Below are 17,358 nucleotides of genomic sequence, written 5' to 3'. Positions count from 1 at the left end.
CCCCACCCTGCGATCTCCCTCGGGGTGGGGTTTTACTGAAAGATATCAAAACGATGTGGCCCGAACCTGTCACGCTAAGCAGCACTCATGCAACATTGGCGCCGCTGTCGCAGGAGCAGGCCAGTGACCTCTCCGAGGCAGCCGCTGATCTTCAGGGGCTTTGGTATACGATGATCCCGACAGCGGACGGGATGGCCGCCGAAATCACCCGTCGTCTGGACCTTCAGGCGCAAGGCGCGATGCTGCCCTTTGCCATCCTGGACAGGGCGGGCCGCGCGGTTGGCATGACCACCTACATGAACATTGATGCCGCCAACCGGCGGGTCGAAATCGGGTCAACCTGGCTGGGCAAATCGGCGCAACGCGGGCCGGTGAATACCGAATGCAAGCTGATGCTACTTCGCCATGCGTTCGAGGTACTGGACTGTATCGCAGTTGAGTTTCGCACCCATTTCATGAATGTCCAATCCCGCCGCGCCATCGAGCGGCTGGGGGCCAAGTTCGACGGGGTGCTGCGCCACCACATGATCATGGCCAATGGCAGCCTGCGTGACACCGCTGTCTATTCGATCATCCCCGGTGAATGGCCCGCGGTGCGCGCCAATCTGGAATGGCAACTGGCAAAGCCGCGCGCGGTGTGAGCAATGCGGATTTAGCGCCTGCCCTAACCAGCGCCCTGCCCCCGGATTTTAAAGCGCGGTCGACACCTGATTTCGATCCGTCACAACAAAAGCCCGGAGAATCGGGTTAACACCCTGAAAACGCTGGAAAACCCATGTCGGTATAACGTCGGTATTTTGTCGGTATTACGTCGGTGCAATTTACCGCAATGGGCGGGATTAACAGGGCGCGCGCGTCGGCAGTACCGTCAGAACAGCACATGATGTCAGAATTGACGCCGAAGCCATGCTTCGAACGCCTCGACAGCGGGTTGGGCCGATGCGCGCCGTTCGGCCCGCACCAGAAAATGGGACTGGCCCAACGCAACCGGGTCACCCACGATCGAAATATCGCGCCCGGCTTCGATTGCCTGCCGGGCAAATCGTTCGATCACCGCAGCACATCCCAGGCCGGCCGCAACCATTTCGATTGCGGTGGTTGCGGTATCGGTGACCAGATGACCGCCCGAAAGCGCGGGTTTCAACGCGAAGGCCGACAGGTACCGTGCCCAGTGATCGTCAAATCCCATGATGTGAATCGGTTTTTGCAAAAGCAGATCCTGCGGCGTTCTGATGTCGCGTGCGAGTGCCGTGCCACAGATCGGCACGATCGTTTCTTCTGACAGTTTCTCAAGATCGGCGCGGGCATGTTCATTCGGGCCAAGGATGATATCGACATCAACCGGTTGCTGGTCGGCGGGGCCTTTCCAGATTGAGGTTACCAGCTTGACCCCGGTATCGGGGTGTTCGTGCAGAAACGCCCCGAGACGGGGCGATATCCAGACGATAAATGCCATGGAGGCACGCAGCACAATCGTGCTGGCCTGGCGGGGACCGAACAATCCAGTGGTCGACATCTCGATCGTATCAAGCGCCTCGCGCACGGTCAGAAGATAGGCTTTGCCCACATCAGTGAGTTGCAGGCTCTTGGGTCGACGCACGAAAAGCTTGTCGCCAAGCTGTGCCTCAAGCGCCTTGATGTGCTGGCTGACGGCGGTCTGGGTCAGCCCGATTTCAAGGCTGGCCGCCGTAAAACTGAGCAGTCGTGCGGCGGCCTCAAAGCTGCGGAGCCAGTTCAGGTTGAGATTGTGGCGCATGGTTTGACCAAGTTTTCTATGTTCATGGGCGATTATTATTTCGTTTTATCTGCTTGAGCCGCAGCTGCATAGTGGGTCGAAAGACCGCCGGGCATTCTGCGGCGGCATGCAATGACAGGAGAGCGCCATGACGCCACGCCGCAGTTCCGCCCAGGATGATATCGCCCTGGAGCTGGTGGACCTTGATCGTTATCCGATTGTCGATCTGGACAGCGGTGCCGGGGCGCAGTTCCTGGCCGAATGCCAGCAGAGCATGGAGCGCCAAGGCTGGTGCAATCTGGACGGTTTCCTGCGCTCCGATGCGCTGATCCGACTGAATGGTGAAGCCAATGACCTGTTGCCGACCGCTGATGTGCTGCATGTGAAACGCAACATCTATCAGGGTGCGATAGATCCTTCGCTGCCCCAAGATGACCCCCGCCGCAAGGAATTCACCCATATCGCGGTGCAGCTTGCCGACGATCAGATACCCGCCGAGACGGGCATCAAACGGCTTTATCATTCGGATATTCTGACAGATTTCGTACGGCGTGTGCAGAAGAAAGCGCAGCTTTATCGTTGTGCGGATGAGTTCCAGGCACTGAACGTGGTAGCGCTGCGCCCCGGCAGTTGGCACGCCTGGCATTATGACACTACCGAATGCACGGTCACCTTGCTGCTTCAGGCTGCGGAAAAGGGTGGCGAATTCACCTTTCTGCCCAATTCGCGCAATGATCAGAACGAAGATCGCGCCGCAGTTGACCGGTTGCTTTCGGGGGATATGTCACAGGCGCAGACGTTTTCGCGTGGTGCCGGAACTTTCACCCTGTTTCGTGGGGGCTATTCCCTGCATGGCGTCACCAAGGTCGAAGGTGCGCATCCGCGCATTTCGGCCATCCTGACATATGACGAAGTGCCGGACCGGGTGATTGATGACGACATCAACGTCCGGATTTATGGCAAACGGGTGGAAAAGATTTTGGCCGGTCGCCGTGCCGACGCCAGCGCTTAGGGGATTTGAGAGATGAAGACAGCATTGCTGGTAATTGATGTGCAGATGGCGTTGGCCCATGAAGATGCGACGGGCACGGAGCGGTCTTGCCCGGAGGCCGAAAATAACATCGCCTCGCTGCTGGCCAAGTTCCGCGCCGACGGGGCGCCGGTACTCCATATTCACCATCATGGCACCGACCCGGACGATCCGTTTCACCCCGATGCGCCCGGTGTGGCGGTGCAGCCCGTTGCCGCGCCGGTGAAAGGCGAACCGGTGATCATCAAGACCGGCAGCAGTGGCTTTGTCGGCACGCCGTTGCAGGGCATTCTGGAGGAGGCCGGGGTCGAGCGTGTCGTTCTGTGCGGCGCGACGGCCAATCACTGCGTGGAATCGACCACCCGCAGCGCCGCCGATCTGGGATTTCGGCCTGTCTATGCGTCTGATGCGGTCTGGACCTATGGCATCACCGGGCCGGATGGGACGGCGCATCGTGCCAGCCAGATCCATTCGGTCAGCATGGCCACGCTTGAGGGTGAGATCGCGCAGGTGCGATCTACAAGCGATATCCTGTCCATGTGAGGACACGCCTCGACAACACCTTCGTTCGGCGCTGATCGCGCGTAATTTCAGGCCATAGAACAGGCCGCATTATGCCGGATAGAGCGCGCCGAACTTCTCTTCGAGATAGTGCATCAGTGGCGCTGCTGTCGGCTCGGCCCCGCAAGCGCGGGTGATCAGCTCGTGCGGTTCGTACAGCCCGCCATGCTGTTGCACATTCTCGGCCAGCCAATCGGTTGCGGCCTCAAGATCGCCCGCCGCCAGTTGCGCATCCAGATCCGGCACCGCCACGCGCAACGCCTCGTGCAGGCAGCCGGCATAGACATTGCCCAGGCTGTAGGTCGGGAAATAGCCGAAAAGGCCCACGGACCAGTGCACATCCTGCAGGCATCCGTCCGAGGCGCGGGTGACGCCATAGCCGAAATCGGCGGCAAACCGGTCATTCCATGCGGCCTCCAGATCGGCCACGGCCAGATCGCCCGAGATCAGCGCGCGTTCCAGATCAAACCGCAGCATGATGTGCAGGTTATACTGCACCTCATCGGCCTCGGTCCGGATGAAGCCGCGATGCAGCCGGTTGACCGTGGCATAGAAGGCGTCGGCATCCGCCACGCCCATGTCGCCGAACCGGTCGCGCATCTGGTCAAAAAGCCAGCCACAGAATGCCCGGCTGCGGCCTAGCTGGTTCTCGTAAATCCGGCTTTGGCTTTCGTGCACGCCCATCGACACGCCCTGCCCCACCGGCGTCAGCACATAGCTGCGGTCGATCTGCTGCTCGTAACAGGCATGCCCGACCTCGTGGATCGTGGAATAGATACAGTTGAAGGGATCGGTTTCGCTGGTGCGGGTGGTGATGCGCACGTCATCGCCCGAACCCGAGCTGAACGGATGCACCGCCTTGTCAAGCCGCCCGCGCGCCATGTCATAGCCAAAGAGCTTCGCCAGTTCCCGCGCCAGTTTCATCTGTTGCTGCGGATCAAAGCTGCCGCTGACAGCCGCCCGTTCCGGGTGGTTCAGCGCCCGTTCGCGCAGGGCCACAAGGCCGGGGCGCATTTCGTCGAACATCGCCTGAAGCTGCGCGCCGGTGGCGCCCGGTTCGTAATCATCCATCAGCGCGTCATAGCGATCGCCGCCATCAGCCAACGCCGCGCCTTCTTCGCGCTTGAGCTGGACAACCGCTTGCAGAACCGGGGCGAACGCGGCGAAATCGTCGTTTTCGCGCGCCTCGGCCCAATCGCCCTGCGCCCGGCTGGTCAGCCGCGCAAGCGCCGTCGCCAGATCGGCGGGCACACGCTGCGTCCGTTCGAAACTGCGTTTGATCAGCCTGAGCTGCGCCGCGCCGGCCTGATCCGGCGCCTCGGCCGCCGCCAGCAGATCCCCGACCTGGGGGGCGGTGCGCCTTGCATGGATCGCCGCCTCAAGCGCGCCGCTTTCTTCCGCCCGTTGCGGGGCCGCACCGCGGGGCATCATGGTTTCCTGGTCCCAGCTCAGGCGACCGGCAATCTGGCTCAGCGCTTCGGTCTCGCGCTGATAGGCCATCAATTCGTCAAATGCGGTCAATTCAGGTCCCCCGGATGGATTGTGCCTGCGGATAAAGGCTCAGGAAGCGGGCGCGCAGGATCAGCACCCAAAGCGCCACCGCCAGAAGCTGGTGCACGATCGCCACCTGCCAGGGCGCGCCATAAACGACCGTCATGATGCCCATCACGATCTGCCCCAGAAGGGCAATGAACGCCGCCTTGAAGGCCACGCGGGTCGCACCATTGGCACTGCGCCGACCGCGCAAAAAGACGACGATGGAAAAGGCCAGCAACAGGTAGCCCACGATGCGGTGAATGAACTGCACCAGCCCGGGGTTTTCAAAGAGGTTCCGCCAGCCCAGCTCGGCCATCCAGATGGTCGGCGGCAATACCTGCCCACCCATCAGCGGCCAGTCGGTATAGCTGCGCCCGGCATCGATGCCCGCCACCAGCGCACCGATGAGGATTTGCAGAAAGGCGAAATGCAGCCAGCCGGTAGAGAGCCCGAAAAGCTTCGCCTCCTTGCCGCGCCTTGCCTGCATCAGCTCACGCTCTTCCCGCCCCAGCATGAACACGTACCACGCAATGATACCCAGAATGACAAAGGCCAGCCCCAGATGCGTCGCCAGTCGGTAGCTGGCCACATCGGTCATGCCAGCCCCAAGCCCCGAGGCGACCATCCACCACCCCACGGCGCCCTGTATGCCGCCCAGAACGCCCAAAAGCAGCAATCGCTGTGTCCAGCCAGTAGGAATTTTCCTGGTTGCCAGAAAGAAAAGAAACCCAATCGCCCAGACAAGGCCGATCACCCGGCCCAACTGCCTGTGGCCCCATTCCCACCAGTAGATGCGCTTGAAATCGGCCAGCTCCATCCAGCTGTTCTGTACCTGAAACTCGGGGATTTCCTTGTATTTGGCGAATTCCGCGTCCCAGTCGGCGGCATTCATCGGGGGCAGCGCGCCGGTGACCGGTTTCCATTCGGTGATCGAAAGCCCGCTATCGGTCAGCCGCGTCAGCCCGCCCACGGCGATCATCACCACGACCAGCGCGAACAGCACCAGCAGCCAGGCCCGGATCGCCCCCCGTGCGCCTTTGCGTCCCCGGTCGATCATGCCGCCCTTGGGTGCCTCGCGCACCGGTGCCTTGTCGACCTCTTCGAAAATACTGCGCTTGCCGCTCATCCCGCCTGTCCTCTACCTTCCGGGCCAGAGCCTAGTGCGGCAATGCCCCCCCTTCAAGCATCCCCGTTCAGCGATTTTTCCAGCGGACCATCTGCCGCATCACCCCGTGCAGCATCTGCACATCGGCGCGGGTCAATGGCATCCGGCTCCACATGTTGCGCAGATTGATCTTCATGCCCTCGGCCTTGGTCTCGGGAAAGAAGAACCCGGCCTCGTCCAGCCGATCCTCGTAATGCGCTGAAAGCTTCTCAATCTCGATCTGTTCGGCCCAGTCGGTTTTTGCCATATCGACCCTCTCGGCGGGGGCCGCGCCCTGCGCGCGCTGCCACTCATAGGCCGTCAGCAACACGCATTGCGCCAGGTTGAGCGAGGCAAATTCCGGGTTCACCGGCACGTTGATGATCGCGTTGGCGCGGGCGATGTCGTCATTTTCCAACCCGGCGCGTTCGGGACCGAACAACACCGCCACCTTTTCACCAGCCGCGATCTTTTCGGCCGCGATCTGCATCGCCCGTTCCGGACTGACGATTGGCTTGGTCAGCCCTCGCGCCCGCGCCGTGGTGGCGAAGACATAATGGTATTCTTCAAGCGCTGCGGGCACATCCGCGCACAAAACCGCCTCATCCAGCAGCCGCCCGGCACCGCTGGCCATCGCCACAGCGTTTGGGTTGGGCCAGCCATCGCGCGGCGCTACGATCCGCATCCGGTCCAGACCGAAATTCCACATCGCCCGCGCCGCCGCGCCGATATTCTCGCCCATCTGCGGGCGCACCAACACAAAGGCGGGCTGTGGACGATCTGTCGGCATGTTACGCGGCTCCGTTACTCTTCTGCGCCTCATAGGCCAAAGCCGTGCCCGGGAAAAGCCCCGCCCCCTGCTTCTTCTTGGCGAAAATACTCAAAAAACCTACATTGGCCGCACCCAACGACGGAGGCACTCATGGCCTATGACGACGGACTGGCCGAACTGATGCGCGGCGATCTGGCCGACCTGCCGGGCCTGACCGAGAAAAAGATGTTCGGCGGGCTGTGTTTTCTGCAGCATGGCAACATGATCTGTGGCGTACATGCGGGCGGCGCGATGTTCCGCGTCGGCAAGGAAAACGAGGCCCAGGCCCTGGCACTGGACGGCGTTGGCCCGATGACATTCACCGGCCGCAAGATGGGTGGCATGGTCGACGCCGATGACGATGCGATGGCCGATGACCGGGTCCGGCAAGACCTGATCGGCCTTGCCCTTGGGTTTGTCGCGACCCTGCCGCCGAAATAGCCGCTCAGATACGTAGACCAACCACAATTTCCACGCTATAGCGGCGCAAACCCATGCAGGAGCGCCGACAATGGCCGAACCAGAGCAGCCGCAACTTTACCTCATCACCCCGCCCGAGATCGAACTCAGCCGGTTTCCCGATCAGCTTGCCGCCGTGCTTGATGCCCATGACATCGCCTGCGTCCGCCTGAGCCTTGCCAGCCAGGATGAAGACCGTATCGCGCGCGCTGCCGATGCCTGCCGCGAGGTGACACATGCCCGCGACGTGGCGCTGGTGATCGACACCCATCTGATGCTGGTCGAACGGCTGGGTCTCGACGGTGTGCACCTGACCGATGGTGCGCGCTCCGTCCGCGCCGCCCGCAAGGAGCTTGGCCCCGATGGTATTGTCGGCAGTTTCTGCGGCACCTCGCGGCACGAGGGCATGAATGCGGGCGAATCCGGGGCGGATTACGTCAGTTTTGGTCCGGTTGGCGTGTCTGCGCTTGGCGATGGCTCTGTCGCCGAGGCGGAGCTGTTCGACTGGTGGTCGCAGATGATCGAACTGCCGGTCGTGGCCGAAGGGCATCTGGACGCCGAGATCATCGGCGCGCTGGCACCGATCACCGATTTCTTCGGCATCGGCGATGAGATCTGGCAAAGCGATGATCCTGCCGCCGCCCTGGGCGTTCTGACCCGAGCGATGGCCTGATCATCAAAGCCGCTGTCCGTTCAGCGTTGATCCAAAAGAGAAGCCCCCGAAATCTGCGTTCCGGGGGCTTTTTTAGCGTCGTGACAACCGCTTAGATATCCAGCGTATTGTCCTTTTCCCACTGGCTGAAATGCGCCGTGAAAGAATTCCATTCCTGCAGTTTCATCTTGATATAGGCGGCTGAGAATTCCTCGCCCAGCATCGCCTTCAGCTCCTTGTCCTTGTCGTAGGTCCGGATCGCATCCAGCATGTTGAGCGGCAGTTTCGGCGCACCGCGCACCTTGTGACCCTCGGCATACATGTCGATGTCGTGACGCTTGCCCGGATCGGCCTTGTGGCGGATGCCGCTGAGGCCTGCGGCGATGATCACCGCCTGCAAAAGATACGGGTTGACCGCACCATCGGGCAGGCGCAGCTCAAACCGGCCCGGGCCGGGGACGCGCACCATGTGGGTGCGGTTGTTACCGGTCCAGGTCACGGTGTTGGGTGCCCATGTCGCGCCCGAGGTGGTGCGCGGCGCATTGATCCGCTTGTAGCTGTTCACCGTCGGATTGGTGATCGCCGCCAGCGCGCTGGCGTGTTTCATGATGCCGCCCAGGAAATGCGCGCCCTTTTCACTGAGACCCAATTCGCCGGCCTGACCTTCGCCGGTGCCGGCCTCGATGGCGAAGACATTGGTCTTGGCCTTGTCGCCTGGCGCGTCCCACACGGAAATATGCGCGTGGCAGCCATTGCCGGTCAGGCCCTCGACCGGTTTGGGCATGAAGGTCGCGCGGAACCCGTGCTTTTCGGCCACGGACCGGGTCATGAATTTGAAGAAACTGTGCTTGTCGGCGGTCTTGAGCGCGTCATCGAACTCCCAGTTCATCTCGAACTGGCCATTGGCATCCTCGTGGTCGTTCTGATACGGGCCCCAGCCCAGATCGAGCATGTAGTCGCAGATTTCGCGCACCACGTCATAGCGCCGCATCACCGCCTGCTGGTCATAGCAGGGCTTGTCGGCGGTATCGTATTCATCGCTGAGCGCCGATCCGTCAGGGGTCAGCAGGAAATATTCGGCCTCGATCCCGGTCTTGACATGCATGCCCTCGTCGGCGGCCTCTTTGATCAGCTTGCGCAGCACGTTGCGCGGGGCCTGGGCCACGTCTTCACCGTCCATCACGCAATTGCCCGCCACCCAGGCCACCTCGGGCTTCCAGGGCAGCTGGATCACCGAACTCGGGTCCGGCACGGCCAGCATATCCGGGTGGGCGGGCGTCAGATCCAGATAGGTGGCGAACCCGGCAAACCCGGCGCCGTCTTCCTGCATGTCCGCAATCGCCTGCGCGGGCACCAGCTTGGCGCGTTGCGCCCCGAACAGATCGGTAAATGAAATCATGAAATATTTAACGCCGTTTTCCGCAGCGAAGGCGGCCAGATCTTTTGTCATGGATTATTGTCTCCCAGTCGGTTTTTCTTTCAGTTCTATCACCTCGAAATCCACCAGATCGTCCCAACGGGCGATCCATTTGTCAAAGGTTTCGGGGGTGTCGGTCGCCATAAGCTGATAGCAGGCATCGTCCGAAGCGCTTAGCCAGCTATCAAGATATGACAGGCCGGATGGTAGCATCCGGCCCATTTCGTCAAAGCGTTGGTATACGGCGGCCGAACTGCCCGTCTTGAAGCGTTCGATCACCATATACCGTGTCATCAGAAGGCGGTTCCCGGCTTGCCCGGCCACCATTCAGTGCCCGACAAAGGCACCTGTGCCATGGCGGCGGCCTCCATCGTCAGCGCCACCAGGTCTTCGGGTTCCAGATTGTGCAGATGGTTCTTGCCACAGGCCCGCGCGATGGTCTGCGCCTCAAGCGTCATCACCTTGAGGTAGTTGCGCAAACGACGCCCACCCTCGATCGGATCAAGGCGCTTTTGCAACTCGGGGTCCTGGGTGGTGATGCCGGCGGGGTCCAGCCCTTCGTGCCAGTCATCATAGGCCCCGGCAGTGCTGCCCAGCTTCTGGTACTCGGCCTCCCATTTGGGATCGTTGTCGCCGATGGCAATCATCGCCGCCGTCCCGATACTGACCGCATCCGCGCCCAACGCCATCGCCTTGGCCACGTCCGCCCCCGAGCGGATACCGCCCGAGAGGATGAGTTGCACCTTGCGGTGCATGCCCAAGTCCTGCAGCGCCTGAACCGCTGGACGGATGATCGCCAGCGTCGGCTGGCCGACATGTTCGATGAACACGTCCTGCGTCGCGGCCGTACCGCCCTGCATGCCATCCAGCACAATCGCATCCGCGCCCGCCTTGATCGCCAGCGTGGTGTCATAATAGGGCCGCGCACCGGCGACCTTAACGTAGATCGGAACCTTCCAGCCGGTGACTTCGCGCAGCTCGAGTATCTTGATCTCAAGGTCATCCGGGCCGGTCCAGTCCGGGTGCCGACAGGCCGAGCGCTGGTCGATGCCCTTGGGCAGGTTGCGCATTTCGGCCACGCGGTCGGAAATTTTCTGACCCAGCAGCATGCCGCCACCGCCGGGCTTGGCGCCCTGCCCCACGACGATCTCGATGGCATCAGCCTTGCGCAGATCATCCGGGTTCATGCCGTAGCGCGAGGGCAGATATTGATAAACCAGCTTGGTGGAATGGCCGCGTTCTTCGGGCGTCATGCCCCCGTCACCGGTGGTCGTGGACGTTCCCGCCGCCGACGCGCCGCGCCCCAAAGCCTCTTTCGCCGGGCCGCTCAGGGCGCCGAAACTCATGCCGGCGATGGTGATCGGGATGTCCAGTTCGATCGGGTTTTCCGCATGCAGGCCACCAATGGTGACATTGGTTTCGCATTTCTCGCGGTAACCTTCGAGCGGGTAGCGCGAAATCGACGCGCCCAGAAACAGCAGGTCGTCGAAATTGGGCACACGGCGTTTGGCACCGCCCCCGCGGATATCGTAGATACCGGTCGCCGCCGCACGGCGAATGTCACTGTTGACGTCCTGCGTGAAGGTTGCCGACTGTCGCGGCGTGGTGTGTGGGATTCTGTTTTCTGTCATGGTTTCAACCCCTTAGTAGTCGCCAGCGTTATCAACATCGAAATTATAGAGATTGCGGGCCGAGCCATAGCGCGTGAACTCCTCGGGTTTCGCATCCACCCCGGCTTCGGCCAGGATTTCCTTGAGAAACTCGATATGTTCCGGCCGCATCTCTTTCTTTTCGCAATCCGCGCCCAGGCTTTTTACAGTACCGCGCACGAAAAACCGCGCCTCGTAGCAGCTGTCGCCAAGCGCGTCGCCCGCATCGCCGCAGACCACCACGTTGCCCGATTGCGCCATGAAGCCTGACATGTGGCCGATATTACCCTGCACCACGATATTGACACCCTTCATCGAGATACCGCAGCGCGAGGCGGCATTGCCCTTGACCACGATCAGACCGCCGTGGGCGGTGGCCCCCAGATACTGGCTGGCATCGCCTTCGATCACGATCTTGCCGGACATCATGTTTTCGCCCGTGCCGGGACCGGCCGAGCCGTCGACGGTGATTGTCGCCTGCTTGTTCATGCCGCCGCAATAATAGCCGGTGGAACCGCGCACGGTGACCTCGATCGGGGCATCAAGCCCCACAGCGATGGCGTGGCTGCCCTTGGCATTCACCACCTCCCACGCGGTTTCGTTGGTGTTTTGCCCCTGCCCTTGCAGGGTCGAATTCAGGGCGCGCAGGCCCTTATCTGCCAAATCAAATGTCTGCATCTTAATGGTTCCAGAAATATACGGTTGCGGGTTCAGGTTCCCAGACGCGGGCGTCTTCGATGCCCGGCAGGCTGACCAGCGCGCGGTATTCGCTGCCAAACGCCACGTATTGGTCGGTTTCGGCCATCACGGCGGGCTTGCATGCGATCGGGTCTCGGACCACGCCGAACCCATCCTTGGTGCCCACCACGAAAGTGTAAAACCCGTCCAGATCGTCCAACCCGCTTTCGAGCGCTTCGCCCAGCGTGCTGCCGTTCTGCATTTTCCAGGTCAGATAGGCGGCGGCCACCTCGGTGTCGTTCAGCGTCTCAACGGTCACCCCTTCGCGCGCCAGCTTGCGGCGCAGCGAGTTGTGATTGGAGAGCGAGCCGTTATGGACAAGGCATTGATCCGCCCCGGTGGAAAACGGATGCGCGCCTAGCGTCGTCACCGCTGATTCCGTGGCCATCCGCGTGTGACCGATCCCGTGTGTACCGGTCAGCTTGGGAATGTCAAAGCGGCGCGCCACATCCTCGGGCAGGCCGACTTCCTTGTAGATTTCAATGACTTCCCCGGCGCTCATCACCCGTGTGTCAGGGCGCAGGGATTTCAGGGCGGCGCGGGCCTCGGCCATCTTGGCCTCGGGCAGATCAATCACCGCGTGGGTGTCGATCACGCGGACCGACAGATCCGCATCAATTGTGCTGCTCAAGTCCTTGCCAAGGTTATCGAAATCAACCTCGGGGGTCGCCGACTGCACGGTCAGCTTGGCATGCCCTTCGCGCGTGTCCCCATAGACCGCGATCCCGGCGCTGTCCGGACCGCGATCCGTCATCGTGATCAGCATTTCAGTCAGCATTTCGCCCAAACGGGGCTCCAGCGATTTATCTTTCAGAAATAGTCCGACAATCCCACACATTGGCGTCTCCATGAATCATTCTGAAACAGGGTACAGATTCTCTTAAGGTTTTTCAACCTCAAGAATTAATGTTTCCTGTCAGGAATAATTTAATGGCTGGATTGCGGGTAAGAAATCACCGAAAGATAACGCGCGGGCAGCTTGATCAGTTGATCCGGTCCATGCGGTTCATCGGCGTCGAAAAACAGGCTGTCACCGGGGCGCAGGTGAAAGCTTTGATCGCCGTAGCGATAACCCACCTCGCCCTCCAGCATATAAAGAAGCTCGATCCCTTCGTGCTGGAAGGTCGGGAAAATATCGGATTGCTCGGTCAGGGTGATCATGTAGGGCTCGACCACCACACCGCTGTTATTCGCCCCCAGATGCCCCAGCAGATTATACTGATGGCCTGAACGTGTTCCTGCGCGCTCGGTCTCGATCGCGTCACCGGCCTTGACATGCACCGCCTCGCGCCGCTCCTCGAACCGGCGAAAGAACGACGTCACCGGCACGCTGAGCGCCGCAGAGAGCGCCTGTAGCGTGGTCAACGAGGGCGAAGTCACGCCGTTTTCGATCTTGGAGAGCATGCCCACCGACAACCCGGTCACCTCGGCCAGATCGGCCACGGTCATGCTGCGCTGACGGCGGAAATCGCGCACCTCGCGGCCGATCGCCGTCTCAAGGTTCTTTTCGCGCTTATCCCTGACCTTATGCGGGTCCTGGCTGAGTTTGCCGCTGGCCATGTGCTTCCTTCGTGCAAGGGTTATTGGCTGAAAACGCTTTCAGGGTAACGCCTTGCCGGGCACTTGTCATGTGCATTCGGACCGCGGGCGGAGAAGATCGCGCCTTCCCCGCCCACCCGGCCGATTACGACGTGCCTGCGTCTTCTTCAGCGGGCTTTGCCACTGGCGCCGGTCTGGTGAAATCGACATGCACGGGGTTGGGCGTATGGTTCAGTGACGCGCCCGAGGCGGCATCGACACCAATCCCGATCACACCGCCCGCCAGCACGTTGCCCACCAGCGCGGCCCCGCCGCCATCGGCCACAATGGTTTTCACGTGGACCTGCCGGGTCTTGCCATCCCGTTCAAACGTGGCGACGAACTTGTCCTTGCGTTTCATCTTCAGCGCGCAGGGCGTAGTGCAGTTATAGCCATTGGTGGTGGTCACATGCGCGCCCGCAGGCATCGAGGTGAACATCACATCTTCGTTCTTGCCACGGGTCACGGTCGCACAACCGGACAGAACAAGACCCGTCAGGGCCAGCGGAAGGATAATTTTCATGGGAGGGTCTCTCTTTTACCGATTACCCGCGCCCCTTGTCACCTCATCGCCCTGGCGTCAACGCGGGCTGACCCTACGTCATCCCCAATTAACCCTGTTATTTCTGCGCCTTCTCCCATTCCTCGTTCAGGATCGGCGCCCCCAGGGCCATCGAATGGACACCCATGATCGACGTCAACTGCAGCACCTCAAGGATTTCTTCCTTGGTGGCCCCTTCGCGCAGGGCGTTTTGCATGTGACGCCGCACGCCGGGCGCCCAGAGATGGGTGGTGGCGGCGTTGATGGCGATGAAAATCAGCTCCTTGGTTTTCTGCGGCAGCGGGCCCTGCTTTTGTGGCACCGCACGAAAGGCCAGGAACGCCTCAAGGTAATCCGGGTCCATTTCGGCCAGCATGTCCCACATCGGGTTCCAGTCATCGGTCTGGCGCTGTGCTTCGGTCGCGGGATAGGTTTTTTCGGTCATGATGCCACTTTCATTTCAGTGCCTTCGCGGCGATCCTTCACCACGGTGATGCGGTTCATGCAACGGTAGGCCGGCAGGTAATCGGCCACCGCGTAATGCATGGTGCAGCGGTTATCCCACATCGCCAGGTCGCCGGCTTTCCAACGCCAGCGGATCTGGTCCTCGGGCTTGTTCATATGGTTCGCCAGCCAGGTTTTCAGCGCATTGGCCTGATTTGTGGGCAGGCCGAGGATATGAGTCACGAACGCCTCGTTGAAATTCAGGAACTTGCGGCCGGTCACTGGGTGGGTGCCAATCAGCGGGCGGATGCTATGCCCGAACCGCGCCATGCCATCGTTCAGCTTTTCCGGGCTGGTGCCAAAGGAATTGCGAAAATCGCCCATATCATGCATCCCCTCCAGCCCTTCAAGATCGGCTTTCATCCCCTCGGGCAGGCGATCATAGGCGGCATAATTGCTGGACCACATCGTATCCCCGCCCACCTCGGGCACCATCCGCGCCACGAGGATCGAGGCAAAGGGCTGCACCGCCTTGAAGGTCAGGTCCGTGTGCCAGCTATTGGTATCCGGCGGCGCGCCGCTATCATTTTCCAGCTTCACGATCCGCTCGAACCCGTCGACATGCGGATAAAGCGGGTGCGGCTCATCAATCTGTCCGAAGCTTTCCGCCAGTGCCATATGGGCTTTCGGAGAAATATCGGTGCCGCGCAGGAAGATAACCTGGTGTTCCAAAAGCGCCTGATATAGCCCATCGGCCACTGCATCGCTCAGCTTCTGGCTGAGATCCACGCCGGTAATCTCAGCGCCGATCGCGGGTGTGATCTTCTGTGCTTTCATATCCTCTGACCCTCAATTGCCATGCCAGCCCAGTTCAAAGCCCCTTTGCCCGGCTCCATGCGCGGTAGCCCTGCCACCTCATAGGGGCTTTTGCATTTGTACCGCATTTGCGGCGATACCTCTCAACTCCGATTTATCCCAAGGGGCGGCTTTCCATCCCAATCTTTCATAGAAACCAACCACATCTCTGCCGGCGTTGACACGTAAAACCTCTATCCCCGCTACCATTGCTTCGCGGTCCAGCAGGTCGCCCAGAATACGGCCAAGGCCCTGTCCCTGACGGGTCGCAGATATCGCCACCAACCTGATGATCCCGATGTTTTCCCGACGGTCGAGCCGGGCAACCCCAACCGCCTGGCCATCAACCTCCAACAGGTAGGGCGTATTTTCCGGTACTCGGTCATCGGCATGATTTTCATCGTAAGGGCTCATTTTCCCCTTCGAGGTAAACAATTCAGCGCGCCGAATACGGTGGAACGCGTCCCAATCGGCAGGCGCTTTTACCACTTTCAACCGCACATCGTGAGGCACTTCACCCTCCCCGGTGTTTGAAACTGTCCCTTCTGAAGGAATAGAGTGCCGCCGGATCGACGCTGACGTCAACAACCGCAGGTTTGCCGCAGTCCAGCGCCGCCTCAATCGCCTGCGCCATTTCGTCCAGCGTTTCGGCCTTATAGCCTTTGGCGCCGTAAAGCTCGGCCAGCTTGTCGAAGGGCGGGCTTGAGATATCGGCACCGATATAGCGCTCACCGAAGAAATCGCGCTGATAGGCTTTCTCAGCCCCCCAGCAACGGTTGTTCATCACCACGGTGACGGTGTTTATGCCATAGTCGACCGCTGTGCTGAGTTCCGACACGGTCATGCCGAAACCGCCATCGCCCATGAGCGAAATGATGGGCCGTTCCGGTGCCGCCAGCTTCAACCCCAGCCCGCAGGCAAAGGAAAAGCCAACCAGCCCGAAATCAAGCGGGGTAAAGAGCGACCTGGGCTGCCAGTAGTTCAGCGCGTCGGTGGCCTGCAGACACAACGTGCCCGCATCCATCGTCACTGCTGCGTCCTTGGGCATCACGTCGCGCAGCGTCTTGAACAGGCCCGAGGGGTGAATCGGCATCGCATCCACCTGCGCGTCGGCGTCGCGTTTCGCCAGAAAGGCCGCCCGTTCGGTCTTGAACGCCGCGGTCCAGACCTCGGCGCTGGCACGGTCGCTGATCTTGCCGATGGCTTCGCGCAGTTGATCCGCCGCCGTGGGGGCGTCCGCCATGATCCCGATCTCGACCGGGAAATAGCGGGCGATGGCGGCGGGCTCCATCTCGACATGGATGATCTTGGCATCTTTGTTAATATTATCATAGGTATAGAAGGTGGCGTTAAAGCCAATTCTGGTGCCCAAACCCAGGATCACATCGGCCTCTTTCACCAGCCGCGAGGCGACGATGTTACCGCGCGGCCCCATCTGGCCCGCGTTCAACGGATGCCCGAAAGGCACCGCATCGCCGTGCCCCGGCGAGGTGACAACCGGGCAATTCAGCGCCTCGGCCAGCGCCATGCACTGATCCGCACCGCCGGTGTTCTTGATGCCACCACCGGCGATGATCACCGGCCGTGTCGCATTTGCCAGCAGCTTGGCCGCCGCTGCGATTGCTTGCGGGGCGCCACCGGGTGCGGCAAAGGGGCGGTATTGCCCCGGGGTCTGAAAATCATCGAATTCCGCCTGCGCCGACAGCACATCGCGCGGCAGATTGAGCTGCACCGGACCGCGGCGCGGAGCCATCGCCTCTCGGTAGGCCTCGCGCAGCATCTCGGGCACGCGATCCGCTGACGTCGCTGTCCAGGTCTTCTTGGTAATCGGCTTGAAGAGCGCATCCTGATCGACCTCCTGAAAGGCGTCACGATACCGGTGGCCGCTGGCCAGCGCACCGGCGATGCTGACCACCGGTGAATAGGCCGCCTTGGCCTGCGCCAGACCGGTCACCAGATTGGTGGCGCCAGGGCCGTTCTGACCGGCAAGGATCACCCCCGCCTGCCCGCTCATTCGCGCAAAACCGTCTGCCATGTGGGTGCCGGTGCGCTCGTCATGCACACCGATGAACTGGATATCGGTCGCATCGTAAAGCGCGTCGAACATCTCCATCGTGGCCGAGCCGATAAGGCCGAACACATGGGATGTCCCCTCGGCCCGGATCGCCTCGACCGCTGCCTGACCACCTGTCATCTTTTTCATGTCGC

At 61.2% G+C, this 17,358-nt stretch carries 20 protein-coding genes; 5 read left to right on the top strand and 15 right to left on the bottom strand.

Annotation, left to right across the window (positions count from 1 at the left end; genetic code table 11):
• The first annotated feature begins 53 nt into the window (after positions 1 to 53).
• The gene (locus Q1B27_RS03645; protein WP_299843746.1) at positions 54 to 641 is read left to right on the top strand and encodes a GNAT family protein; all 588 of its coding nucleotides are present in this window, start codon (positions 54 to 56) and stop codon (positions 639 to 641) included.
• A gap of 245 nt (positions 642 to 886) precedes the next feature.
• Here Q1B27_RS03645 and Q1B27_RS03640 read toward each other — a convergent pair whose 3' ends face one another.
• A complete protein-coding gene (locus Q1B27_RS03640) occupies positions 887 to 1,756 on the bottom strand; it encodes a LysR family transcriptional regulator (protein WP_299843743.1) in 870 nt (289 codons plus the stop codon).
• A gap of 127 nt (positions 1,757 to 1,883) precedes the next feature.
• On the opposite strand from Q1B27_RS03640, the gene Q1B27_RS03635 reads away from it, so the two are divergent.
• Both Q1B27_RS03635 and Q1B27_RS03630 read left to right on the top strand, forming a co-directional pair.
• Positions 1,884 to 2,747 (top strand): hypothetical protein, encoded by an 864-nt coding sequence (locus Q1B27_RS03635; RefSeq protein ID WP_299843740.1) that lies wholly within the window; start codon positions 1,884 to 1,886, stop codon positions 2,745 to 2,747.
• 12 nt (positions 2,748 to 2,759) lie between these two features.
• Entirely contained in the window at positions 2,760 to 3,308 is a 549-nt protein-coding gene (locus tag Q1B27_RS03630) for an isochorismatase family protein (protein WP_299843737.1), read from the top strand.
• Between the two features lie 69 nt (positions 3,309 to 3,377).
• Here Q1B27_RS03630 and Q1B27_RS03625 read toward each other — a convergent pair whose 3' ends face one another.
• The 3 genes from Q1B27_RS03625 to Q1B27_RS03615 all read right to left on the bottom strand — a co-directional run bounded on the left by Q1B27_RS03625 (position 3,378) and on the right by Q1B27_RS03615 (position 6,796).
• Positions 3,378 to 4,847: a carboxypeptidase M32 gene (locus Q1B27_RS03625; RefSeq protein ID WP_299843734.1), complete on the bottom strand. Its 1,470-nt coding sequence runs from the start codon at positions 4,845 to 4,847 to the stop codon at positions 3,378 to 3,380.
• Between the two features lies 1 nt (position 4,848).
• Positions 4,849 to 5,988: a heme A synthase gene (ctaA, locus tag Q1B27_RS03620; RefSeq protein WP_299843729.1), complete on the bottom strand. Its 1,140-nt coding sequence runs from the start codon at positions 5,986 to 5,988 to the stop codon at positions 4,849 to 4,851.
• Between the two features lie 67 nt (positions 5,989 to 6,055).
• On the bottom strand, positions 6,056 to 6,796 hold the full coding sequence (locus tag Q1B27_RS03615; RefSeq protein WP_299843726.1) for an RNA methyltransferase: 741 nt from the start codon (positions 6,794 to 6,796) through the stop codon (positions 6,056 to 6,058).
• Positions 6,797 to 6,928: 132 nt separating this feature from the next.
• Here Q1B27_RS03615 and Q1B27_RS03610 point away from each other — a divergent pair, with 132 nt between their 5' ends.
• Positions 6,929 to 7,258 (top strand): TfoX/Sxy family protein, encoded by a 330-nt coding sequence (locus Q1B27_RS03610; RefSeq protein WP_299843723.1) that lies wholly within the window; start codon positions 6,929 to 6,931, stop codon positions 7,256 to 7,258.
• Between the two features lie 70 nt (positions 7,259 to 7,328).
• The gene (locus tag Q1B27_RS03605; RefSeq protein ID WP_299843720.1) at positions 7,329 to 7,949 is read left to right on the top strand and encodes a thiamine phosphate synthase; all 621 of its coding nucleotides are present in this window, start codon (positions 7,329 to 7,331) and stop codon (positions 7,947 to 7,949) included.
• Between the two features lie 91 nt (positions 7,950 to 8,040).
• Here Q1B27_RS03605 and glnT read toward each other — a convergent pair whose 3' ends face one another.
• From glnT to Q1B27_RS03550, 11 genes are all read right to left on the bottom strand, one after another.
• Complete coding sequence (gene glnT / locus Q1B27_RS03600; protein ID WP_299843717.1) at positions 8,041 to 9,378, bottom strand: type III glutamate--ammonia ligase; 1,338 nt, start codon at positions 9,376 to 9,378, stop codon at positions 8,041 to 8,043.
• Positions 9,379 to 9,381: 3 nt separating this feature from the next.
• Entirely contained in the window at positions 9,382 to 9,639 is a 258-nt protein-coding gene (locus Q1B27_RS03595; protein ID WP_299843714.1) for a DUF3303 family protein, read from the bottom strand.
• Positions 9,639 to 10,976, bottom strand: a complete 1,338-nt coding sequence (locus Q1B27_RS03590) for an FMN-binding glutamate synthase family protein (protein ID WP_299843711.1) — start codon at positions 10,974 to 10,976, stop codon at positions 9,639 to 9,641. Before Q1B27_RS03590 ends, Q1B27_RS03595 begins: the two co-directional genes overlap by 1 nt.
• Before the next feature lie 12 nt (positions 10,977 to 10,988).
• On the bottom strand, positions 10,989 to 11,672 hold the full coding sequence (locus tag Q1B27_RS03585) for a GXGXG domain-containing protein (RefSeq protein ID WP_299843708.1): 684 nt from the start codon (positions 11,670 to 11,672) through the stop codon (positions 10,989 to 10,991).
• A gap of 1 nt (position 11,673) precedes the next feature.
• The gene (locus Q1B27_RS03580) at positions 11,674 to 12,570 is read right to left on the bottom strand and encodes a glutamine amidotransferase family protein (protein ID WP_299843704.1); all 897 of its coding nucleotides are present in this window, start codon (positions 12,568 to 12,570) and stop codon (positions 11,674 to 11,676) included.
• A gap of 89 nt (positions 12,571 to 12,659) precedes the next feature.
• The gene (locus tag Q1B27_RS03575) at positions 12,660 to 13,292 is read right to left on the bottom strand and encodes an XRE family transcriptional regulator (RefSeq protein ID WP_299843701.1); all 633 of its coding nucleotides are present in this window, start codon (positions 13,290 to 13,292) and stop codon (positions 12,660 to 12,662) included.
• A gap of 124 nt (positions 13,293 to 13,416) precedes the next feature.
• Positions 13,417 to 13,833, bottom strand: a complete 417-nt coding sequence (locus Q1B27_RS03570; protein ID WP_299843698.1) for a translation initiation factor 2 — start codon at positions 13,831 to 13,833, stop codon at positions 13,417 to 13,419.
• A 97-nt stretch (positions 13,834 to 13,930) separates the two neighbouring features.
• On the bottom strand, positions 13,931 to 14,296 hold the full coding sequence (locus Q1B27_RS03565) for a carboxymuconolactone decarboxylase family protein (protein WP_299843695.1): 366 nt from the start codon (positions 14,294 to 14,296) through the stop codon (positions 13,931 to 13,933).
• Complete coding sequence (locus Q1B27_RS03560) at positions 14,293 to 15,132, bottom strand: TauD/TfdA family dioxygenase (RefSeq protein ID WP_299843692.1); 840 nt, start codon at positions 15,130 to 15,132, stop codon at positions 14,293 to 14,295. The genes Q1B27_RS03565 and Q1B27_RS03560 overlap by 4 nt, the downstream gene beginning before the upstream one ends.
• 78 nt (positions 15,133 to 15,210) lie before the next feature.
• On the bottom strand, positions 15,211 to 15,639 hold the full coding sequence (locus Q1B27_RS03555) for a GNAT family N-acetyltransferase (protein WP_299844876.1): 429 nt from the start codon (positions 15,637 to 15,639) through the stop codon (positions 15,211 to 15,213).
• Between the two features lie 25 nt (positions 15,640 to 15,664).
• Positions 15,665 to 17,353 carry a thiamine pyrophosphate-binding protein gene (locus Q1B27_RS03550; protein WP_299843689.1) on the bottom strand — a complete coding sequence of 563 codons (1,689 nt, stop codon included), beginning with the start codon at positions 17,351 to 17,353 and terminating at the stop codon, positions 15,665 to 15,667.
• Between the last annotated feature and the right edge of the window lie 5 nt (positions 17,354 to 17,358).

Source organism: uncultured Roseovarius sp. (genome assembly GCF_947489715.1).
Taxonomy (GTDB): Bacteria; Pseudomonadota; Alphaproteobacteria; order Rhodobacterales; family Rhodobacteraceae; genus Roseovarius.
Note: the sequence above shows the minus strand (reverse complement) of the source record. Positions and strands in the feature narration are given on the sequence as shown.

Bases quoted from the DNA above. Each gene is read 5' to 3' on its own strand.
- Q1B27_RS03645 (WP_299843746.1), top strand. From the start codon at position 54: ATGTGGCCCGAACCTGTCACGCTAAGCAGCACTCATGCAACATTGGCG.
- Q1B27_RS03640 (WP_299843743.1), bottom strand. From the start codon at position 1,756: ATGCGCCACAATCTCAACCTGAACTGGCTCCGCAGCTTTGAGGCCGCC.
- Q1B27_RS03635 (WP_299843740.1), top strand. From the start codon at position 1,884: ATGACGCCACGCCGCAGTTCCGCCCAGGATGATATCGCCCTGGAGCTG.
- Q1B27_RS03630 (WP_299843737.1), top strand. From the start codon at position 2,760: ATGAAGACAGCATTGCTGGTAATTGATGTGCAGATGGCGTTGGCCCAT.
- ctaA (WP_299843729.1), bottom strand. From the start codon at position 5,988: ATGAGCGGCAAGCGCAGTATTTTCGAAGAGGTCGACAAGGCACCGGTG.
- Q1B27_RS03615 (WP_299843726.1), bottom strand. From the start codon at position 6,796: ATGCCGACAGATCGTCCACAGCCCGCCTTTGTGTTGGTGCGCCCGCAG.
- Q1B27_RS03610 (WP_299843723.1), top strand. From the start codon at position 6,929: ATGGCCTATGACGACGGACTGGCCGAACTGATGCGCGGCGATCTGGCC.
- Q1B27_RS03605 (WP_299843720.1), top strand. From the start codon at position 7,329: ATGGCCGAACCAGAGCAGCCGCAACTTTACCTCATCACCCCGCCCGAG.
- glnT (WP_299843717.1), bottom strand. From the start codon at position 9,378: ATGACAAAAGATCTGGCCGCCTTCGCTGCGGAAAACGGCGTTAAATAT.
- Q1B27_RS03595 (WP_299843714.1), bottom strand. From the start codon at position 9,639: ATGACACGGTATATGGTGATCGAACGCTTCAAGACGGGCAGTTCGGCC.
- Q1B27_RS03590 (WP_299843711.1), bottom strand. From the start codon at position 10,976: ATGACAGAAAACAGAATCCCACACACCACGCCGCGACAGTCGGCAACC.
- Q1B27_RS03585 (WP_299843708.1), bottom strand. From the start codon at position 11,672: ATGCAGACATTTGATTTGGCAGATAAGGGCCTGCGCGCCCTGAATTCG.
- Q1B27_RS03580 (WP_299843704.1), bottom strand. From the start codon at position 12,570: ATGTGTGGGATTGTCGGACTATTTCTGAAAGATAAATCGCTGGAGCCC.
- Q1B27_RS03575 (WP_299843701.1), bottom strand. From the start codon at position 13,292: ATGGCCAGCGGCAAACTCAGCCAGGACCCGCATAAGGTCAGGGATAAG.
- Q1B27_RS03570 (WP_299843698.1), bottom strand. From the start codon at position 13,833: ATGAAAATTATCCTTCCGCTGGCCCTGACGGGTCTTGTTCTGTCCGGT.
- Q1B27_RS03565 (WP_299843695.1), bottom strand. From the start codon at position 14,296: ATGACCGAAAAAACCTATCCCGCGACCGAAGCACAGCGCCAGACCGAT.
- Q1B27_RS03560 (WP_299843692.1), bottom strand. From the start codon at position 15,132: ATGAAAGCACAGAAGATCACACCCGCGATCGGCGCTGAGATTACCGGC.
- Q1B27_RS03550 (WP_299843689.1), bottom strand. From the start codon at position 17,353: ATGAAAAAGATGACAGGTGGTCAGGCAGCGGTCGAGGCGATCCGGGCC.